21 protein-coding genes are annotated in these 17,735 nt (G+C 71.9%); 17 read left to right on the plus strand and 4 right to left on the minus strand.

Annotated elements, in window-relative coordinates:
* Window positions 1-248: 248 nt before the first annotated feature.
* From ACFT55_RS00470 to ACFT55_RS00530, 13 genes are all read left to right on the plus strand, one after another.
* Window positions 249-1,427, plus strand: a complete 1,179-nt coding sequence (locus tag ACFT55_RS00470; RefSeq protein ID WP_380240323.1) for a toxic anion resistance protein — start codon at window positions 249-251, stop codon at window positions 1,425-1,427.
* The gene (locus ACFT55_RS00475; protein ID WP_380240325.1) at window positions 1,424-1,969 is read left to right on the plus strand and encodes a hypothetical protein; all 546 of its coding nucleotides are present in this window, start codon (window positions 1,424-1,426) and stop codon (window positions 1,967-1,969) included. The genes ACFT55_RS00470 and ACFT55_RS00475 overlap by 4 nt, the downstream gene beginning before the upstream one ends.
* Complete coding sequence (locus ACFT55_RS00480) at window positions 1,969-2,532, plus strand: TerD family protein (RefSeq protein ID WP_380240327.1); 564 nt, start codon at window positions 1,969-1,971, stop codon at window positions 2,530-2,532. Before ACFT55_RS00475 ends, ACFT55_RS00480 begins: the two co-directional genes overlap by 1 nt.
* Window positions 2,533-2,765: 233 nt before the next feature.
* Window positions 2,766-3,257 (plus strand): hypothetical protein, encoded by a 492-nt coding sequence (locus ACFT55_RS00485; protein WP_380240329.1) that lies wholly within the window; start codon window positions 2,766-2,768, stop codon window positions 3,255-3,257.
* The gene (locus ACFT55_RS00490; RefSeq protein WP_380240331.1) at window positions 3,254-3,841 is read left to right on the plus strand and encodes a TerD family protein; all 588 of its coding nucleotides are present in this window, start codon (window positions 3,254-3,256) and stop codon (window positions 3,839-3,841) included. Before ACFT55_RS00485 ends, ACFT55_RS00490 begins: the two co-directional genes overlap by 4 nt.
* Window positions 3,842-3,860: 19 nt before the next feature.
* Complete coding sequence (locus ACFT55_RS00495) at window positions 3,861-4,448, plus strand: TerD family protein (protein ID WP_380240333.1); 588 nt, start codon at window positions 3,861-3,863, stop codon at window positions 4,446-4,448.
* 24 nt (window positions 4,449-4,472) lie between these two features.
* On the plus strand, window positions 4,473-5,627 hold the full coding sequence (locus ACFT55_RS00500; protein ID WP_380240335.1) for a DUF475 domain-containing protein: 1,155 nt from the start codon (window positions 4,473-4,475) through the stop codon (window positions 5,625-5,627).
* A 7-nt stretch (window positions 5,628-5,634) separates the two neighbouring features.
* On the plus strand, window positions 5,635-6,282 hold the full coding sequence (locus ACFT55_RS00505) for a hypothetical protein (protein ID WP_380240337.1): 648 nt from the start codon (window positions 5,635-5,637) through the stop codon (window positions 6,280-6,282).
* 22 nt (window positions 6,283-6,304) lie between these two features.
* Window positions 6,305-6,895 (plus strand): TerD family protein, encoded by a 591-nt coding sequence (locus tag ACFT55_RS00510; protein ID WP_380240339.1) that lies wholly within the window; start codon window positions 6,305-6,307, stop codon window positions 6,893-6,895.
* Between the two features lie 20 nt (window positions 6,896-6,915).
* Complete coding sequence (locus ACFT55_RS00515; protein WP_380240341.1) at window positions 6,916-7,686, plus strand: HAD family hydrolase; 771 nt, start codon at window positions 6,916-6,918, stop codon at window positions 7,684-7,686.
* A gap of 8 nt (window positions 7,687-7,694) precedes the next feature.
* On the plus strand, window positions 7,695-8,555 hold the full coding sequence (locus tag ACFT55_RS00520; RefSeq protein ID WP_380240343.1) for a phosphoribosyltransferase family protein: 861 nt from the start codon (window positions 7,695-7,697) through the stop codon (window positions 8,553-8,555).
* Entirely contained in the window at window positions 8,552-9,385 is an 834-nt protein-coding gene (locus ACFT55_RS00525; RefSeq protein WP_380240346.1) for a phosphoribosyltransferase family protein, read from the plus strand. The genes ACFT55_RS00520 and ACFT55_RS00525 overlap by 4 nt, the downstream gene beginning before the upstream one ends.
* A gap of 346 nt (window positions 9,386-9,731) precedes the next feature.
* Window positions 9,732-11,339 (plus strand): SpoIVB peptidase S55 domain-containing protein, encoded by a 1,608-nt coding sequence (locus tag ACFT55_RS00530; RefSeq protein WP_380240349.1) that lies wholly within the window; start codon window positions 9,732-9,734, stop codon window positions 11,337-11,339.
* An 81-nt stretch (window positions 11,340-11,420) separates the two neighbouring features.
* Here the strand turns inward: ACFT55_RS00530 and lpdA are convergent, their stop codons facing one another.
* The 3 genes from lpdA to ACFT55_RS00545 all read right to left on the minus strand — a co-directional run bounded on the left by lpdA (window position 11,421) and on the right by ACFT55_RS00545 (window position 14,179).
* Window positions 11,421-12,824 carry a dihydrolipoyl dehydrogenase gene (lpdA, locus tag ACFT55_RS00535; protein ID WP_380240351.1) on the minus strand — a complete coding sequence of 468 codons (1,404 nt, stop codon included), beginning with the start codon at window positions 12,822-12,824 and terminating at the stop codon, window positions 11,421-11,423.
* Window positions 12,825-12,893: 69 nt separating this feature from the next.
* A complete protein-coding gene (locus ACFT55_RS00540; protein ID WP_380240353.1) occupies window positions 12,894-13,271 on the minus strand; it encodes a DUF4267 domain-containing protein in 378 nt (125 codons plus the stop codon).
* Window positions 13,268-14,179, minus strand: a complete 912-nt coding sequence (locus ACFT55_RS00545) for an alcohol dehydrogenase catalytic domain-containing protein (RefSeq protein WP_380240355.1) — start codon at window positions 14,177-14,179, stop codon at window positions 13,268-13,270. Before ACFT55_RS00545 ends, ACFT55_RS00540 begins: the two co-directional genes overlap by 4 nt.
* A gap of 136 nt (window positions 14,180-14,315) precedes the next feature.
* Between ACFT55_RS00545 and ACFT55_RS00550 the strand changes: the two genes are divergently transcribed.
* On the plus strand, window positions 14,316-14,762 hold the full coding sequence (locus ACFT55_RS00550) for a winged helix-turn-helix transcriptional regulator (RefSeq protein ID WP_380240357.1): 447 nt from the start codon (window positions 14,316-14,318) through the stop codon (window positions 14,760-14,762).
* 56 nt (window positions 14,763-14,818) lie between these two features.
* Here the strand turns inward: ACFT55_RS00550 and rnhA are convergent, their stop codons facing one another.
* On the minus strand, window positions 14,819-15,238 hold the full coding sequence (gene rnhA / locus ACFT55_RS00555) for a ribonuclease HI (protein ID WP_380240373.1): 420 nt from the start codon (window positions 15,236-15,238) through the stop codon (window positions 14,819-14,821).
* Window positions 15,239-15,364: 126 nt separating this feature from the next.
* Here rnhA and ACFT55_RS00560 point away from each other — a divergent pair, with 126 nt between their 5' ends.
* From ACFT55_RS00560 to ACFT55_RS00570, 3 genes are all read left to right on the plus strand, one after another.
* Window positions 15,365-16,228 carry an LLM class flavin-dependent oxidoreductase gene (locus ACFT55_RS00560; RefSeq protein WP_380240359.1) on the plus strand — a complete coding sequence of 288 codons (864 nt, stop codon included), beginning with the start codon at window positions 15,365-15,367 and terminating at the stop codon, window positions 16,226-16,228.
* Between the two features lie 102 nt (window positions 16,229-16,330).
* Window positions 16,331-17,266, plus strand: a complete 936-nt coding sequence (locus ACFT55_RS00565; protein ID WP_380240361.1) for a hypothetical protein — start codon at window positions 16,331-16,333, stop codon at window positions 17,264-17,266.
* Window positions 17,263-17,706 carry a GntR family transcriptional regulator gene (locus ACFT55_RS00570; protein ID WP_380240363.1) on the plus strand — a complete coding sequence of 148 codons (444 nt, stop codon included), beginning with the start codon at window positions 17,263-17,265 and terminating at the stop codon, window positions 17,704-17,706. Before ACFT55_RS00565 ends, ACFT55_RS00570 begins: the two co-directional genes overlap by 4 nt.
* Window positions 17,707-17,735 lie beyond the last annotated feature (29 nt).

The following is a 17,735-nucleotide window of genomic DNA, read 5'->3' on the forward strand; positions in this document are numbered from 1 at the left end:
CTTACTGGCGACTCGCTCTAGCTACCGAGCGCAGCGGGCCCCGACGTCGGATCGCGACGTTGAAGGCGTAGCAGCGGGGACGTTCAACGCTCCGGACTGCAACGCCGGGCCGCCCGACCCCATCGGAGACCACGGGCAAATTTCAGCCTATGTCCGGAGCGGGTGAAAAAACCGCCATGCACTTGTTGTCCGGAGAAAGCGTTTGCTAGGTTCGCAGCCGCTTGTGAAACTTCGGTAAAGGAACGACCATGACAACACCCGCCACAGGGACCGCTCCGGCACTCGTGCTCGAGGCGCCGACGCCTCCGCCTCGTGTCACCGACGACCAGGCTGTCGCGACGGTCACGCAGAACGCGGAGGTCGTGGCCCACCAGCCGGAAGCACTCAACAAGGCTCAGGTCCTGGTCGGTGAGCTCGCCTCCCTCGACCCCCGGTCGCCGGCGTTCACCGCCAAGGTCGCGGCGATCGGCTCGCTCGGCGAGCGGGAGGTCCGCGCTTCAGCGCAGGCGTCCAACCGCATGCTGGAGCGGCCTGCCGCGCAGTCGACGCCGCAGAGCCCGCAGGGCAAGGTCGGCCAGACGCTCGTCGAGCTGCGCACCACGGTCACGGAGCTGGACCCGAACCGCGCAGACCTCACCGGGATCAAGAAGGTCCTCAAGTGGCTGCCGGGCGGCAACAAGATCGACCGGTACTTCGCCAAGTACCAGTCGGCGCAGTCCCACCTGGACGCGATCATCCGGTCCCTCTCCTCCGGGCAGGACGAGCTGCGCAAGGACAACGCGGCGATCGAGGTCGAGCGCGCCCGCATGTGGGAGACGATGAACAAGCTCGGCGAGCTGAAGATGGAGCTCGACGCGCTCGACGCCGCGGTGACCGACCGCATCGCGCAGATGGAGTACGCGGGCCAGGCCGAGGCGGCCGAGGCCCTCCGCTCGGACGTGCTGTTCGTGGTGCGGCAGCGCAACCAGGACGTCATGACGCAGACCGCGGTCTCCGTGCAGGGCTACCTCGCGATGGACCTCATCCGCAAGAACAACCTCGAGCTCATCCGCGGCGTGGACCGGGCGCAGAACACGACGATCGCCGCACTGCGGACCGCCGTGATCGTGTCCCAGGCGCTCGGCCAGCAGAAGCTGGTCCTCGACCAGGTCAACGCCCTCAACTCGACGACGAGCAGCCTCATCGAGTCCACGTCCCTGCAGCTTCGCCAGCAGGGCGCCGCGATCCAGCAGCAGGCGGCCGAGAGCACCCTCGAGGTGGAGAAGCTGCGGGCGGCGTTCGACAACGTGTTCGCCACGATGGACGCGATCGACACGTTCCGCTCGCAGGCGACGCAGTCGATGGCGACCACGATCAGCCAGCTGGAGGAGCAGGTCGCTCGCGCGAAGCCGTACGTCGAGCGTTCCCAGCGCTCGATCGACGGATGAGCGCCGCGGACACCTCTGGGGCGACGGCCGACCACGCGAGCGGCTCCGGCGTCGTCGGACGCCTCGTCTCGCGCTTCCGCTCCCGGGTCGCCGACCCCGTGGCCGAGCGAGTGAACACCGCGGTCCGCCCGGACGACGACCCCGCAGCGCTGCTCGCCCAGGTGGGCGTCGTCGAGTGCGAGATCGACCGCCTGGGCGGCGTCCTGCCCGCCGAAGGAACCGTGCTCGCCCGCCTGGTCACCGACGGCGCGCGTCAGGTCCTCCGCTCGGCGCACGAGGACCGGCTCGACATCCACGGCCGCGTCGCGCTCAACGCCCTCCTGCGCGACTACCTCCCCACCACGCTGACTCGGTACGTGAGCGCGCGCCGCGCAGGTGGGGACGCCGGCGCCGCAGCGTGGGACGCCCAGCTCGCCGATCAGCTCGAGGCCATGCGCGAGTCGGTGCAGCAGAGCCTGGCCGCCGTGCTCGACGACGACGTGCGCGGCCTGGAGGCGCAGGGCATCTTCCTGCGCACCAAGTTCGCGGGGGCCGATCTCTGATGCCCGCCCTCCAACGTGGCGCCAACGTCGCGCTGACCCGGGAGACGCCCGGCCTCGAGCAGGTCGTCGTCGGGATCGCCTGGGACACGACCACCGATCCGGCACTCGCCGACAACATCCGCCTCGCGGCGATCCTCTGCGGCCCCGGCGGGATGGCGAGGTCGGCCGACGACCTCGTCTACTTCAACCAGCTCGTGTCCTCCGACCTGGCGGTCGCCGTCGAGGAGAAGCCCACCCCCGCCGACCTGGAGCAGATCGAGGTCGACCTCCCGCTCGTCCCCGCCGACGTCGAGCGCATCGCCTTCGTGCTGCACCTCAACGAAGGCAGCCCCAAGCGCAGGACGCTCCACCAGCTGCGCTCGTGCGTCGTGCGTGTGCTGGACGGGCGCACCGGCTCCCCTCTCGTGCGCTCCGTCGACCTCACCGACGAGCTCACCACCCAGAGCGCCGTCGTCCTCGGCGAGCTCTACCGCCACCGGGAGGACTGGAAGTTCCGGGTGGTCGGGCAGGGACATGCGTCCGGGATCGTCGGGCTCGCCCGCCAGTTCGGGCTCCCGCTGTGAGCGCGACCGGCACGACGACGGCGCCACTCCCCCGCACGGACCTGGCGTTCATCCGCCGTCGTCGCTCCGGGCTGCCGGTACAGCACCCCGTCGCCCCCGTCCTCCCGCCCACGTCGATCGCTCCCCCCGCCCGATCTGTCCCGGCGCGCCGACCACTACCCCCGCAACCCGCCGGGATACCGAGGCTCGCTGCAGGAGAGCACCGTCGCCTGACGACCTCCGACCCCGTCACGATGCTCGGAAGGGCCGCGAGCGGGCTCGGCGCCCTCCAGTGCCGGGTCGTGTCGTCCGAGGCGGCACAGGTCGCCGTCGCCTACGAGGCTCGGGGCGTCCAGGGGGTCCTGGCCCCTGGCCAGACCGGGCACGGCCCCGATCCCGCCCATCCGCGCGTCTCCCGCTGGGACGACCGCATCAGCATCGACCTCGGTCACGTCGACGAGCTCACGCGGTTCGCGGTCATGGTGCGCAGCACCGGCGGCACCCTCGTCACGACGACCGCGACCGACGCTCGCATCGACGTCGAGCTCGGCGGCGAAGGCCTGGACCTCGCCCTCACCGGTCACGTCGTCCACGGCTGCCTCGTGCTGCGCGCCGAAGGCCGCACCCTGTCCGGCTCGCTCCGCGACGCCACCACCGCCTACGGCTACGACGACGTCGCCTGGGCGGCACCGGACACCCCGCTTCCCCCTCATCACACCCACCCGCACGAAGGAATCTCACGATGACCGTCAACCTCGCCAAGGGCGCCAACATCTCGCTCGAGAAGGTCGCCCCCGGAATGAGCCACGCCTGCGTCGGGCTCGGCTGGGACCCCCGCACCACCGACGGCGCCCCGTTCGACCTCGACGCCTCCGCCATCCTCCTGGACGCCGCGGGCAAGGCCGTCTCGGACCTGCACTTCGTGTTCTACGGGAACCTCAAGGACCCGAGCGGCGCCGTGCTCCACCAGGGCGACAACCTGACGGGTGTCGGCGACGGCGACGACGAGACCATCAACGTCGACCTGCTCGCGGTCGAGCCCACGGTGCAGCGGATCGTCTTCCTCGCCAGCATCCACGACGCGGCAGCGCGGCGGCAGAACTTCGGCCAGGTCTCCGACTCGTACATCCGTATCTACGACGGGGACGACGCCACCAACGACGCGAAGGTGGTCCGGTTCGACCTCGGTGAGGACGCCTCGACCGAGACCGCGCTCGTGTTCGGTGAGATGTACCGCCGCGACGGCGAGTGGAAGTTCCGCGCCGTCGGCCAGGGCTACACCACCGGGCTCGCCGGCGTCATCGCCGACTTCGGCCTCGTGGCCGCCTGAGCTCAGGGAGGAGCTGACCATGACCATCAACCTCAGCAAGGGCGGGAACATCTCGCTCGCCAAGGTCGCCCCCGGCCTCACGCACGCCGGCGTCGGGCTCGGCTGGAACCCCCGCACCACCGACGGTGCTCCGTTCGACCTCGACGCCTCCGCCGTGGTCATCGATGCCGACGGCAAGGCCCTCTCGGACGCGCACTTCGTCTTCTACAACAACCCCAAGGACCCGAGCGGCGGTGTCGCGCACCTGGGCGACAACCGCACCGGCGACGGCGACGGGGACGACGAGACGCTGACCGTCGACCTCGCGGCCCTGCCGGCCGACGCCCATCGCGTGGTCTTCCTCGCCAGCATCGACCAGGCAGACGTCCGTCGGCAGACGTTCGGCCAGGTGTCGAACGCCTACATCCGGGTCTACGACGCCGACCACCCCGCCGACACCGAGACCGCCGCACGGTTCGACCTCGGCGAGGACGCCTCGACCGAGACGGCCCTCATCTTCGGCGAGCTCTACCGCAACGGGACCGAGTGGAAGTTCCGGGCCGTCGGCCAGGGCTACACCAGCGGTCTCGCCGGAGTGCTCACCGAGTTCGGCCTCCTCGCCGGCTGACCCTTTCGATCCAGGAAGAGATCCATGGATACCCTCCGCCACTTCAAGTGGGACCTCGTGGTCCTCGTGGCCGCGCTCGCGGTCGCCTTCGTCTACCAGGGCTGGGGCGCCGTCTGGCTGGCCGCCATCCTCATCGTCGTCGAGATCGTCTTCTCGTTCGACAACGCGGCGGTGAACGCCAAGTACCTCGCTCGCATGAACCCCTTCTGGCAGCGCATGTTCCTGACGGTCGGGATCCTCGTCGCCGTCTTCGGCATGCGCCTCATCTTCCCGTTCGTCATCGTCTGCGTCACCGGGCACGTCTCGCCGGCAGAAGCCGTCCGGCTCGCCCTGGAGAAGGGCGACGCGCACGAGCCGGGAACCTACGGCTACCTGCTCGAACAGGCGCACCCGAGCATCGCGGCGTTCGGCGGCGTGTTCCTGCTGCTCCTCTTCCTGAACTTCCTCTTCGACACCGAGCGCGAGTCGACGTGGCTGTCGTGGATCGAGAAGCCGCTCCTGCGAGTCGGCAAGCTGGACCAGCTCGCGACCGTCGTCGCCGGGATCGGGCTGCTGCTCGCGGCGGAGCTCCTCGTCCCCGCCGAAGAGCAGGCGACCGTGCTCTTCGCGGGCCTGCTCGGCATCGTCGTGTACATCGCCGTGAACGGCCTCGCCGCCGTCATGGAGGACCAGGAAGCAGCGAAGGAGGAAGCGCTCGAAGCCAACGCCGGACAGGCTGGAGCCCAGGCGCTCCTCGCCGGGAAGGCCGCGTTCTCGCTCTTCCTCTTCCTCGAGGTCCTGGACGCCACGTTCTCGTTCGACGGCGTCATCGGCGCGTTCGCGATCACGCCCGACCCGATCATCATCGCCCTGGGCCTCGGCGTCGGCGCCCTGTTCGTCCGGTCGATGACCGTCTACCTGGTCCGCAAGGGAACGCTCGCCGAGTACCGCTACCTCGAGCACGGCGCCCACTGGGCGATCGGGGCGCTCGCCGTCCTCCTCGTGCTCACGCTGGCGCTCGACATCCCGGACGTGGTGATCGGCCTGGTCGGCCTCGTGTTCATCGGAGCAGCCTGGGTCTCGTCCGTCGCCGCCAACCGGAACGAGGCGTCCGCGGTCGTGGCGGACCTGTCGCAGCTCGAGACCGAGCTCGCCGAGCCCTCGCTGGCCCCCGCCGGCAGCACCGAGCTCAAGGACTGACGACGACATGGGCTTCTTCCGCGTGCTGCCGTCCGGCGACGTGAACCTGCGCGCGCCCAAACCAGCACCTCGGGGCTCCGTCATCAACCTGGCGAAGGGTCAGACGATCCGGCTCGCCAAGACGGACCTGATCACGGCCACGGTCTCGTGGCCGCCGTCGACGGACTACGACGTGTACGCGATCGTCCACTACCAGGACGGCCGGCAGGTGGTGGTCAGCACGTTCGGCACGAAGGACTCGCCTCGCAGCTTCCTGACGGCGACGCCCGACGGCGCCGTGCGTCACCTCGGCGACGTCCAGCGCGGGGGCGGCACGACGGCGACCGAGACGCTCGAGATCCGCATGTCGCCCCAGATCGCCGCGGTGGCTCCGGTCGTCTACTCGGCGCAGTCGAACGGGACGGGATCGTTCCGGCGCTATCAGGTGACCATGCGCATCGAGGGCGGCAGCCCCACGGTCGTCGTCCCGGCACCGAACGCCAGCGACGACAACCGTGTCTACACGTGCGTCCCGGGCATCATCCGCAACACCCCCGACGGGCTGCAGGTCGAGTCTCTCGAGCTGTACTCACGCCCGGACTCTGAGCACCGACCGGCCATCGACCCCCAGCTCGGGGTGGTCATGGACGCGGGTCCGGTCAACGCCTACAAGTGAGCCACGAGAGGACTGCCACGAAATGAGCATCACCCTGGCCAAGGGCCAGACCATCAACCTCGCCAAGTCGACCGGGGCGGGCCTCACCCAGGTCCGCATGGGGCTCGGCTGGGACGTGAAGGTCACCGAGAGGAAGACCCTCTTCGGCGGCACCAAGCGGGTCCAGAAGGCGATCGACCTCGACGCCTCCGCCCTGCTGATCGGGGGCGGCAAGGTCGGAGAGATCGTGTACTTCGGCCAGCTGCGTTCGAAGGACGGGTCGATCGTCCACACCGGAGACAACCTGACCGGCGCGGGCGACGGCGACGACGAGTCGATCATGGTCGACCTGACCCGCATCGCACCGTGGGTCGAGCACGTCGTGTTCACCGTGAACTCCTACAGCGGGGAGACCTTCACCGACATCGACAACGCCTCGGTGCGGGTGGTGGACAGCACCGACGGTGACCGGCAGCTCGGCAGGTTCACGCTGACCGGCTCGGGGGCGCACACGGCCCTGGTGATGGCACGCGTCTCGCGCGCCGCGTCGGGCTGGACCTTCACGGCCATCGGCCGCCCCGGGCAGGGCCGGACCGCGAACCAGCTCGGCCCGCTCGCGCTGCAGTGCCTGTGACCTCGCGAGCGCCCGCTGGCGTGGTCAGCGGGCGCTCGCCCCGCCCTGCTCGGGGCCCCGGCGGGTCCCTGCCGCGTCGGCCCAGAGCGGCCAGCTTTGACGTGTGGCTGACGCTGATCCGCAGCAACCCCCGCTTCAAGGCCGAGCGCAACTCGATGCTCCGCGCGGCGGTGGCGCCGGACGTCGCCCCCCAGGCCTTCGCTGACGCGCTGCGCGAGGCCGATGTGCGCGCCGACCGCCTCGCCGAGAGGACAGGGCGGGATCACCACCTCGACGACCGCCTCCGGCTGGCCCTCGGCCTGCTCGAACGGCCGACGGAGGTCCTCGACGACGCCTTGTCCGGCGCGCTCAGGGAGCATCAGCACGAGCTCGCCATGGAGCTCCCGCCCACCCCGCTGGACCCGTCCCTGCCCGACCTGCTCGCGGAGCTCGCCGCCGCCGTGCCCCTGGCGATCACCAGCAACACGGGGATGATCCCGGCGAGCACGATGCGTGCCCTGCTCCACGAGGTCGGGCTGCTGGAGTCGTTCGTGGTGCAGACGTTCTCCGACGAGACCGGGGCGGCCAAGCCGGACCCGGTCATCTTCGCCGCCACGATGCGCTGCCTCGGGGAGCATGCCCCGGGTGCGGCACCGGGCGACGTCGTGCACGTCGGGGACAACCCCCTCGCCGACGACGCCGGAGCGCGCGCCGCGGGCATGATGTCGATGCTCGTGGGCCCGTCGCTCGCCGTCGGACAGGCCGTGTCGGTGCTCCTGGAGCACGCGGTCGAACCTGCTGGTCTTCGGTGAGCCGACCGATGACCGTGGTCGCCGGACCGGACCGGACCGTCACGCGCGTCGCCGCCCATCGTCTGACGCACCCCGACGACGTCGTCCGGCACCGCCCGGGCGGGCTCGATCTCGACGCCTACTCGCGCATGAAGCACGGCGACCTGCGGGCCACGGGGATCCTCGCGAAGGCGCTGGCAGCGGCGCTCGTCGACCAGGTGCCGACCCTCGTCTCCGACGATGCCGTGCCGATCCTGCCCGTCGCCTACAAGGCGGTTCGACCCGCGTGCTGGTTCCTCGCGCGCGCCGTCCTCGACGATCTCGACGCGCGTCGAGCGGCTGCCGGGCTGCCGGCAGGCAGGATCGTCCGGGTCGCCAAGGACGCGGTGACGACGACCGACTACGCGACAGCGTCAGCCGCCGAACGGTCGGCGGAGCTGGGGAGGATCGGTTTTCGCCTCGACGAGGACGTCGACGGCGCCCAGCTCGTCGTCATCGACGACGTCCGTGTCACGGGCAGTGCTGAGACGTCGATCCTCGCCGCGCTCGACGCCGCTCGCCCGCAGAAGGTGGTGCTCGCGTACGTGGCGGTCGTGGAAGGCGGCCTTGCCGCCGACCCTGCCGTCGAGGCCGCTCTGAACCACCACGTGGTCCGGTCGCCCGCGGACCTTGCGGGTGCCGTCCGAAGGGGCGACTTCGTCCTCACGATCCGCTTTCTCAAGCGTCTCCTCCAGGCACCGGCCGACGAGCGCGCCGCCTTCCTGGACTCCTGCCCGCCCGCGCTCCTGCACGAGGTGCTCGACGGCGCCGCCGCGACGGGCGACGAGTTCTGCATGGCCTTCGCCGGGGCGCTCGGCGACGTCCGAGCTCGTCTGCGGGGCGTGCGATGACGCGGGTCGCCGTGTCGCGCCTGGAACGCACGGCTCTCGGTGCACTGCGGATGGTCGGCGATGCCGGCGATCTCGACCCGCACGCGTACAGCAGGTTCAAGCACGGCGACGGTGACGTGTCCCGGCAGTACGGCGCGCTGCTCGCGGAGGTCCTGGCGCCCGAGCTGGCGTGCCGTCGGCCCGAGCGTCTCGTGGTCACGTCGTCGGGGTTCGACGTCGTCCCTCCGGCCGCCCACTCGCTGGTCGCGCCGTTCACCGCCAGTCTTCGCGAACGGCTCGGGCACGCGGTCACGGTGACGGTCGCGAAGGTCCGGCGGCTCCGCCCGTCCGACGGCGACTACGCGACGATGGACACCGCGCGCCGGCGCGCGTCGATCCTCGACGCTCTCGACACGTCGTCGACCGCGGCCCAGTTCGCGGGCGCGCACGTGATCGCGCTCGACGACGTCGTGGTGACCGGCCTGCACGAAAGAGCGATGGACACGGCGCTCAAGGGGGCGGGGGCGGCCAGCGTGCAGCACGCCTACGTCGTCGACGCGTCCGCGTTCCGTGGCGAGCCCCAGGTCGAAGCACAGCTGAACCACGGGCAGATCCGTACTGTGGACGACCTCGTCGTGCTGGCAGCGAGCCCAGGCTTCGTCCCCAATGCGCGGGTGGCGCGCCTGCTGCTCGGAGCGCCGGTCGGCGATCTGCGTCCCGCCCTGGGCGCGCTGCCATCCCCCGTCGTCACCTGGCTGACCGAGGTCGCCCTCGGGGACCCCCTCGCCGCGCTCCCCCGCTTTCGTGCCGGTGCCAGCACCCTCCGGGACCTGGTGGGCCAGCCGGCCTGATCGAGCCGGCACGCGGGTCGATGCCGGTGTGCTCCGCGCTGATCAGAACCGCAGCGTGGTGGCAGAGAATTCACCCGTGTCCACCAGAACGACGTACCGCCAGGTCGTCGATGCTGAGGCCATGACGAATTCTGCCGCGCGGGACGGCCGGGCGACGTCGCCCACTCCCCCCATCGAAGGAGCCCCTGCGGCACGCGGTCGTGGACGGCTGTCAGCATCTGGAGGCCGTCGTCGTGCGGCCGGGTTGACAGCGGCTGGCACAGCCGCCGCGCTGGTGCTGACGGGCCTGACGGCGATCGGCCCGGCGGCGGCAGCTCCCACGGCCGACTGTGCGGCACCTTTCCCGGTGGCCGACCTGGTGAGCGGCGCGCCGGTCAACGGGCTGACGGTGAGCACGGGCACCACCCCGCAGGCGTTCACGGGCGAGGTGCTCGGGGTCCTGTCGGACGGCATCGCCCCCGGGCTGGACATGATCGTCGCCGAGCTCCATTCCCCCGCGATCGACGCGGCGGGCGGCATCTGGCAGGGCATGTCCGGCTCGCCCGTGTACGCGGAGGACGGGCGGCTGATCGGCGCGGTCGCGTACGGCCTCGCCTTCGGCAGCTCTCCCGTCGCCGGCATCACGCCGTACGAGGACATGCAGGGCTACCTCGGCGCCGCGACGGCGGCACCCGAGGTGGCGGTGGGCACCCGCATGGCGACGCGGATCGCGGCCGAGACGGACGTGACTCGGTCCGAGGCCTCCCAGGGGCTGCGGCAGCTGCCGATGCCGATGGGCGTCGGCGGCATCGACCTGGCCCGTGCGCGTTCGGCGGTCAAGTCCGCCGGCGGCAGCGAGCTGGTGACGGCCGACTCCTACCGCATCGGACGGTCGAGCGGTGTGGCGGCCGCCGGGATCGACACCGTCGTCGCCGGGGGCAACGTGGCGGCGGTGCTGTCGCACGGCGACATCACGTTCGCCGGCATCGGCACCGCGACGTCCGTGTGCGGCGACCGGGTGGTCGCCTTCGGGCACCCGATGTCGTTCACCGGCAAGACGCGTCTGGGGCTGGCGGCCGCCGACGCCGTCTACGTCCAGGAGGACCCGCTGGGCGTGCCGTTCAAGGTGGCGAACCTCGGCGACCTCGGCGGGACCATCACCGACGACCGCCTCGCCGGCATCGCCGGAACGTTCGGCGCCTCCCCCACGCCGGCGCCGGTCAGGTCGAAGGTGTCCTACGACGGCAGGTCGCGCACCGGCACGACGCAGGTGCTGCACCCGTCCGCCTTCGCCGACGTCACGCTCCTCGCCGCCCTGGCGAACCACGACCGCGTGGTGGACGGGGTCATCGGCGGGTCGGAGACCCAGCGCTGGACGATCACCGGCGTCCGCGCCGGGACCCCCTTCACGCTGCGGTACGCCGACCGGTACCAGGCGTTCGACGACGTCGGCTCCACGGGCGCGTTCGACCTCGCGAACGTCGTGGCCACGCTCTCGTCCCTGTCGAACGTCCGGCTCACCGGCGTCACTGACGACGTCCAGGTCAGCGACAGCGGCCAGCGGCACCGCGTCGTGAAGATCCAGCAGCGCACGGGCGGGCGATGGATCGACGTCACCGGCAAGACCGCGAAGGTCCGCGCTGGCAAGACCCTGGTGCTGCGGACCCAGATCCTCGGCTCGGACGGGCGCACCCGGACGGTGTTCCGCGAGGAGTTCACCATCCCGCAGCGCCTCAAGGGCCAGACCGGCATGGTCACCGTGGTCGGCGGCAACTACATCCAGGACGAGTTCTACAGCCCGACCACGTTCGCCTCCATCCAGCGGCTCATGCAGAGCAACCCGCGCAACGACGAGATCCAGATGAGCCTCGTCATCGGCGGCGGCAAGACCGCCTTCGAGCGGACCCGGACCTCCGACGTCCTCACCCGCGTCGTCAACGGGCAGAAGCAGCTGCGAGTCCGCGTGACCTCCTGAGAACCGACAGAGGCCCGGAGCCGCGGCGAACCGCGACTCCGGGCCACTGACAGGCGACCTCGCCCGACCGACGTCCGCCGATCAGAAGTTGATCATGTGCCCCACGATGCCGTGGATGGCCTCCTGCACGGACTCGGAGAGCGTGGGGTGCGTGTGCACGTTCCGCGCGACCTCGTCGGCGGTGAGGTCCCACTTCTGCGCGAGGGTGAGCTCGGGCAGCATCTCGGAGACGTCGGGGCCGATCATGTGGGCGCCGAGCAGCTCGTTGTACTTGGCGTCGGCGACGATCTTGACGAACCCGGTCGGGTCGCCGAGGCCGTGGGCCTTGCCGTTCGCCATGAACGGGAAGGACGCGACCTTGACGTCGTAGCCCTCGTCCTTGGCCTGCTGCTCGGTGAGGCCGAACGACGCGACCTGCGGGGAGCAGAACGTGGCGCGCGGCATCATGCGGTAGTCGCCGAGGGTCTGGGTCTCGGCACCCGCGATGGTCTCGGCGGCGACGACGCCCTGCGCCTCGGCGACGTGCGCCAGCATGAGCTTGGCGGTGACGTCACCGATGGCGAAGATGTGCGGCACGTTGGTGCGCATGTGGTCGTCGATGGCGATGGCGCCGCGCTCGGTGAGCTGCACGCCGGTGTTCTCGAGGCCGAAGTTCTCGACGTTCGGCGCGAAGCCGACGGCGGACAGGACCTTGTCGACGACGAGCTCGCCCGGCTTGTCGTCCTTCACGCCCTTGTAGGAGACGGTGACGGACGAGCCGTCGTCCTTGATCGTCTGCACGGCGGTGGACGTCAGGATCTTGACGCCCATCTTCTTGTACTGCTTGGCGATCTCCTTGGAGACGTCCGCGTCCTCGTTCGGCAGCGCACGGTCGAGGAACTCGATGATCGTGACGTCCACGCCGTAGTTCTTGAGGACGTAGCCGAACTCCATGCCGATGGCGCCGGCGCCGACGATGGCGATCGACTTCGGCAGCTCGCGGGTCATGATCTGCTTCTCGTAGGTCACGACGTTCTCGCTGAGCTCGACACCCGGCAGCAGGCGCACGCGCGAGCCGGTGGCGATGATGGCGTTGTCGAACGTCACCGTCTCGGTGCCGCCCTTGTTCAGCGTCACCTCGATCGTGTTCGCGTCGCGGAACGTGCCGCGGCCGTCGTACTCGGTGACCTTGTTCTTCTTCATGAGGAAGTGGACGCCCTTGACCCGGCCGTCCGCCACCTCGCGGGACCGGTCGAACGCCTTGCCGAAGTCGAACGTCACGTCACCGGACATGCCGAAGAAGTCGGCCTGGTGCGTGAAGATGTGCGACAGCTCCGCGTTGCGCAGGAGGGCCTTGGAGGGGATGCAGCCCACGTTGAGGCACACACCACCCCAGTACTTCTCCTCGATGATCGCGACGGACTTGCCGAGCTGGGCCGCACGGATCGCGGCGACATAGCCGCCGGGGCCAGCCCCGAGGAGGACGACGTCGTAGTGGGAAGCCATGGGCCCAGCCTATTAGGGCGCGGGCACCCCTGCGGCGTGACGTCCGTCGCACCTCCTGCGGGGCCGCCCTCACGCGACGAGCAGCACGAGCCCGACGACGACCATGACGGCCGCCGTCGCCGCGTGCACGCCGTAGGCCGTCGCCCGCGGTCCCCCGGCCCGCGACACGGTGACCGCGTCGGCGACTGGCATGACCGCTGCGGCGATCATGGCCGCCCCGAGCAGCGACGGCGTGCCCCCGACGAGGACGACGAGCAGCAGGAGCCCGGCGCCGACGTCGCGGTTGCCCTTGACCCGCGTCCACGCCTGGACGGCGCGGTCCTGCACCGGCAGGCCGGGGATGCCGAAGCCGGCGGCCCTGGCGGGCGCCCAGAGGAAGCTCGTGCCCATGACGACGACGGCGAGCGCGATCAGCCCGGCGAGCACGGTCGCGACGGTGGTGATCACGGGAGCACCACCACCCGGCCGCGCACGCCGCCCTTGGCCAGCAGCCGGTAGGCGTCGACGACCTCGGTGAGCGGCATGGCCGCGTGGATCCGGGCGGGCAGGGTGCCCGCGGCGACACGGGCGAGCAGCCGCGCGAGCAACGGCCCGTCCGGGCGGCTGACGACCGAGCCGACGTCGACGCCACGCTCCGCGCGCGGCTCGCGTCCCGGCTGCGTGCCGACGAGCCGCCCGCCGTCGCGGACGAGGGAGAGCGCCTCACCCCCCATGACCGCGGTGTCGACGACGACGTCCCAGCCCGGCGTCGTCGCCGTGGCGTGGTCGACGCCGAGCCCGCGCACGAAGGCCTCGTCCCTGGCCCGCGCCAGCCCGGTCACCTGCCAGCCCTGTTCCCGGGCTAGCACCGCGACGGCAGCCCCCACGACGCCGGCGGCCCCGGTCACCAGCAGCCGCCGCCCCTCCTCGGGAGCGGCCCCGACGATCTCCGCCACCTGGGCGGCGGTGGTGAGGCCCAGCGGCGCGCTCGCGGCCACGTTGGGGCACAGGCCGTCGGGCAGGACGGCGACGTCGGACGCGTCGACGACCAGCCGGTCGGCGTGCGAGCCGCGCTCGGGGTCGGCCCCGTCGACGAAGCCGGCCACGCGGGTGCCGACGGCCAGCGCGACGTCGTCGCCGGTGGCCTCGACGATGCCCGAGAAGTCCCGGCCGAGGGCGACGTGCACGCCCGGCCGGACGGGCACGGGGAGCCGGCCGCTCGCGACGTCGAGGTCCAGGGGGTTGATCGCCGCGGCGGCCACGGCGATCCGCACCTGGCCCGGTCCGGGCTCGGCGACGGGCACGTCGACGAGCTCGAGGGACTCCGGCCCTCCCGGCACGCGGACGACGACCTGGCGGGACGTCTGGTGGTTCATGGTGGGTGCTCCTTCAGCGTCGATCTAGCGTCGGATCTTGCGGTGGCGGTGGAACACCCCCACCATCGACGAAGGACTTCCCGTCAGGAAGAAGGCACCTGAAAGTGCGTAACCCACCCCGGAGGGACGAGGGCCGATGCCGACCATGACCGCGGCGCAGCAGCGCGACGAGGCGCGGAGGGAGTACGACGCGTTCCTCGCCGCCTGCCCGAGCCGCCAGCTCCTCGCCCGGATCTCTGACAAGTGGGTCGCCCTCGTGGTCGCCGCCCTCAGCGGCGAGGGGCCCGGCGCCGAACCCGGGTCCGGGCCGCGCCCGATGCGCTACTCCGACCTCGCGCGGCGGATCTCCGGCGTGAGCCAGAAGATGCTCACCCAGACCCTGCGCTCGCTCGAGCGCGACGGGCTGCTGACCAGGACCGTGACCCCCACGGTCCCCGCGACGGTGACCTACGAGCTGACCGACCTCGGGCTCTCGCTGCAGTGCATGATGCGGGACATCAAGGCGTGGGCAGAGGGGCACATGGACGCGGTCCTCGCCCGTCGCGAGGAGCACGACCGGCGGCAGGCGAGCGAGACTCCCTGAGGTACCGGACCGACGCTACCGGCCGAAGTTACCCGGCCGAAGTTACCGGGCCGAAGTTACCGGACCGCGTCGACGCCGAGGTTCGCGAGCGCGTCGGCGCGCTCGTTGCCGGGGTCCCCGGCGTGCCCCTTGACCCACACCCAGCGCACGTCGTGCTTGGTGACCTCGGCGTCGAGCGCCTGCCACAGGTCGACGTTCTTCACGGGCTTCTTGGCGGCCGTGGTCCAGGCGTTGCGCTTCCAGCCCTTGATCCAGGTCTGCATGCCGTTCATGACATACGACGAGTCGACGTGGATGACGACGGTGCTGGGCCGCTTGAGGGCGCGCAGCCCCTCGACGACGGCGGTGAGCTCCATGCGGTTGTTCGTGGTGAGCGGGTCCCCGCCGTAGAGCTCCTTGGTGTGCTCGCCCGAGCGCATCAGCGCGCCCCAGCCGCCGAGGCCGGGGTTGCCCTTGCAGGCACCGTCGGTCCACATCTCGACCAGGGGCTTGTCGTTCTCGTCAGGCACTCGCACACCCTACGTTCCGCGGCGGTGTCGGACGCCGCGCGTAGCGTCGCTCGGACAGCTCACCACCGCGAGACCACGGCGAAGGAGACGCGCATGAGGTTCGGGTTCGTCGGGAGCTTCGGCACCCCGCAGCAGATGGTCGACCTCGCGCGCGAGGGCGAGGAGCACGGCTGGGACGGGTTCTTCTCCTGGGACGGGATGAGCATGGGCGACTGGGGTGGCGACGCGCTCACCACCTGGGACCCGTTCGCGATCCTCGCCGGGGCGGCGGCCGTGACGGAGCGGATCACGCTCGGTGCGATGGTGTTCGCGGTCCCCCGGCACCGGGCGTGGGAGCTCGCGCAGCGCGCGCTCACGGTGGACCACCTCTCCGGCGGCCGCCTCGTGCTCCCGGCGGGCGTCGGGGTGCTCGACGACCGGGGCTTCACCTCGGTGCCCGGTCAGGTGACGGACCTGCGGGGACGAGCACGCGCGCTCGACGAGACGCTCGACTGGCTGCGGACGTCGTGGTCGGGCGAGACGTTCGAGGCCGACGGCGAGCACGTGCGCACCGGTCCGTTCCGGTTCGCCGCTCCCCCGGTGCGCGGCCACATCCCCGTCTGGCCCGTCGGCGTGTGGGACGCGCAGCGCCCGCCGCTGAAGAACCTGCGCCGCACGCTGGCCTGGGACGGGATCGTCGTTCAGGTGCGCGGCACCACCCCGGAGGAGGCCGAGGCCGGCCCGGACGCGGTCCGCGAGCTCACCGCCTGGATCGCCGAGCAGCGCGGGCCCGACGCCGGCCCGTTCGACGTCGTCGCCTCCGGCCTGCTCCCGTCCGACCCCGCCGAGGCCCGCGACCTGGCCCGCGCCTTCGCGGACGCCGGTGCGACCTGGTACATCGACTCGTGGTGGGACCCGGACGCCGCGACGCCCGAAGGGTTGCTCGAGCGCGTGCGCCAGGGGCCGCCACAGCTCTGAGCGCGCGGCCGGGTGATCACGGTCCCTGCGCTGGACGCGCGACCGCACCAATGGTTCAATTCATTGAGTCATTGGTGCGGTCATTCGTCTCCGGAGGTTTCGATGTTCGGTGGTGTCCTCGTCGCAGCGACGGTCGCGGTGGTCCTGCCCGCGGCGCTCGTGGCGCTGGTCCTGTGGCTCGTGACCCGTCGGCCGTCGGACGACGGCGGCCCCGTCCGCGCGGCACGGCGGCACGAGCTCATGGTCTCGTCGGTCGCGCTCGGCGCGTCCGCCGTCTGCGCGATACTCCTCGCCGCGCAGCCCGTCGTCTGGCCGGGCTGGGCCCCCGCGCCCGGGCTGCTGCAGGCCGTCGCGCCGTTCACCGTCGCGCTGGTGTTCTGCGCCGTACGCGCCGTCGGCGAGCGGACGTGGCCCCGGCCGAGCGGGGAGGTGCGCGCCGCGCCGCTCTCGCGCCGCACCGTGGGGTCGCTCGGAGGCGCACGGCTGCGCGTCGCCCTCGGGACCGCCGGTGTGTTCGCCGTCGTGCTGGTCGCCTGCGGCCTGACCGCCGACGCCTCCGGCCGCGCGTTCCCGACCGGGCCCGTCGCACTGGCCGACGGCGGCGTCCTGACGGGCGCGTCGGGCCCCTACCCCGGGTGGCCCTACGGCGTCGCCATGCTGCTGGGTCTCGCGGCCACGGTCGTGGCGACGTGGGCCGCGCTCCGCTCGATCGTCCGCCGCCCGCCCCTGCACGGCGTCCCCGCGGCGCACGACGACGCCGTGCGCGCGACCAGCGCTGCCCGCCTCCTGGGTGCTGTACAGCTCTGCCTGGGCGTCGGGCTCGGCGCCACCCTCGCCGTGAGCGGGAACGCCGTCCGGTCCGGCGGCCGGAACCTGCTGCTGAACGGCGCGCCCGACCACGGCCTGGTCGCCCTCGGCACGATCCTGACCGTCCTGGGCCTCGCCGTCGCCGTCGCCTCCGTCGTCGCCGGGCTGCTCGCCGCGCGGCCGCACACGGCGCCCGCGGCGACGGGCGTCGCGACCCCGGCCGCCGCATGAGCGACATCGTCGTCTCGCTGGCGTCGCCGGTGCCGGTCTACGAGCAGATCCGTGCCCAGGTGGCCGCCGCGGTCGCCGTCGGCACGCTGACGCCCGGCGACCGGCTGCCCGCGTCACGGGACCTCGCCCGCGACCTCGGCATCGCCGTCGGCACCGTCCAGCGCGCGTACCGGGAGCTCGAGGCCGCCGGCGTGGTGGTGTCGCGACGCCGCACGGGCACCGTCGTCGCGCCCGTGACCCCCGCGGACGCGCCGGCGGGGGCGGGCGCCACGGCACCCCCGCCCGCCGCGATCGTCGCGCGGGCCCGCACCCTCGTCGCACAGGCCCGGGCCGCCGGCCTCACCGACGACGCCGTGCTCGACGTCGTCCGCGGCGCCCTCGCCGCGCCCGCCGACCCGCCCGGGAACGCACCCGGGAACGCATCGAGCGTGCTGACTTGATCCTCAAACGGCCCGTTGAGGATCAAGTC

The organism is Isoptericola sp. NPDC057191, assembly GCF_042670225.1.
Classification (GTDB): Bacteria; Actinomycetota; Actinomycetes; order Actinomycetales; family Cellulomonadaceae; genus Isoptericola.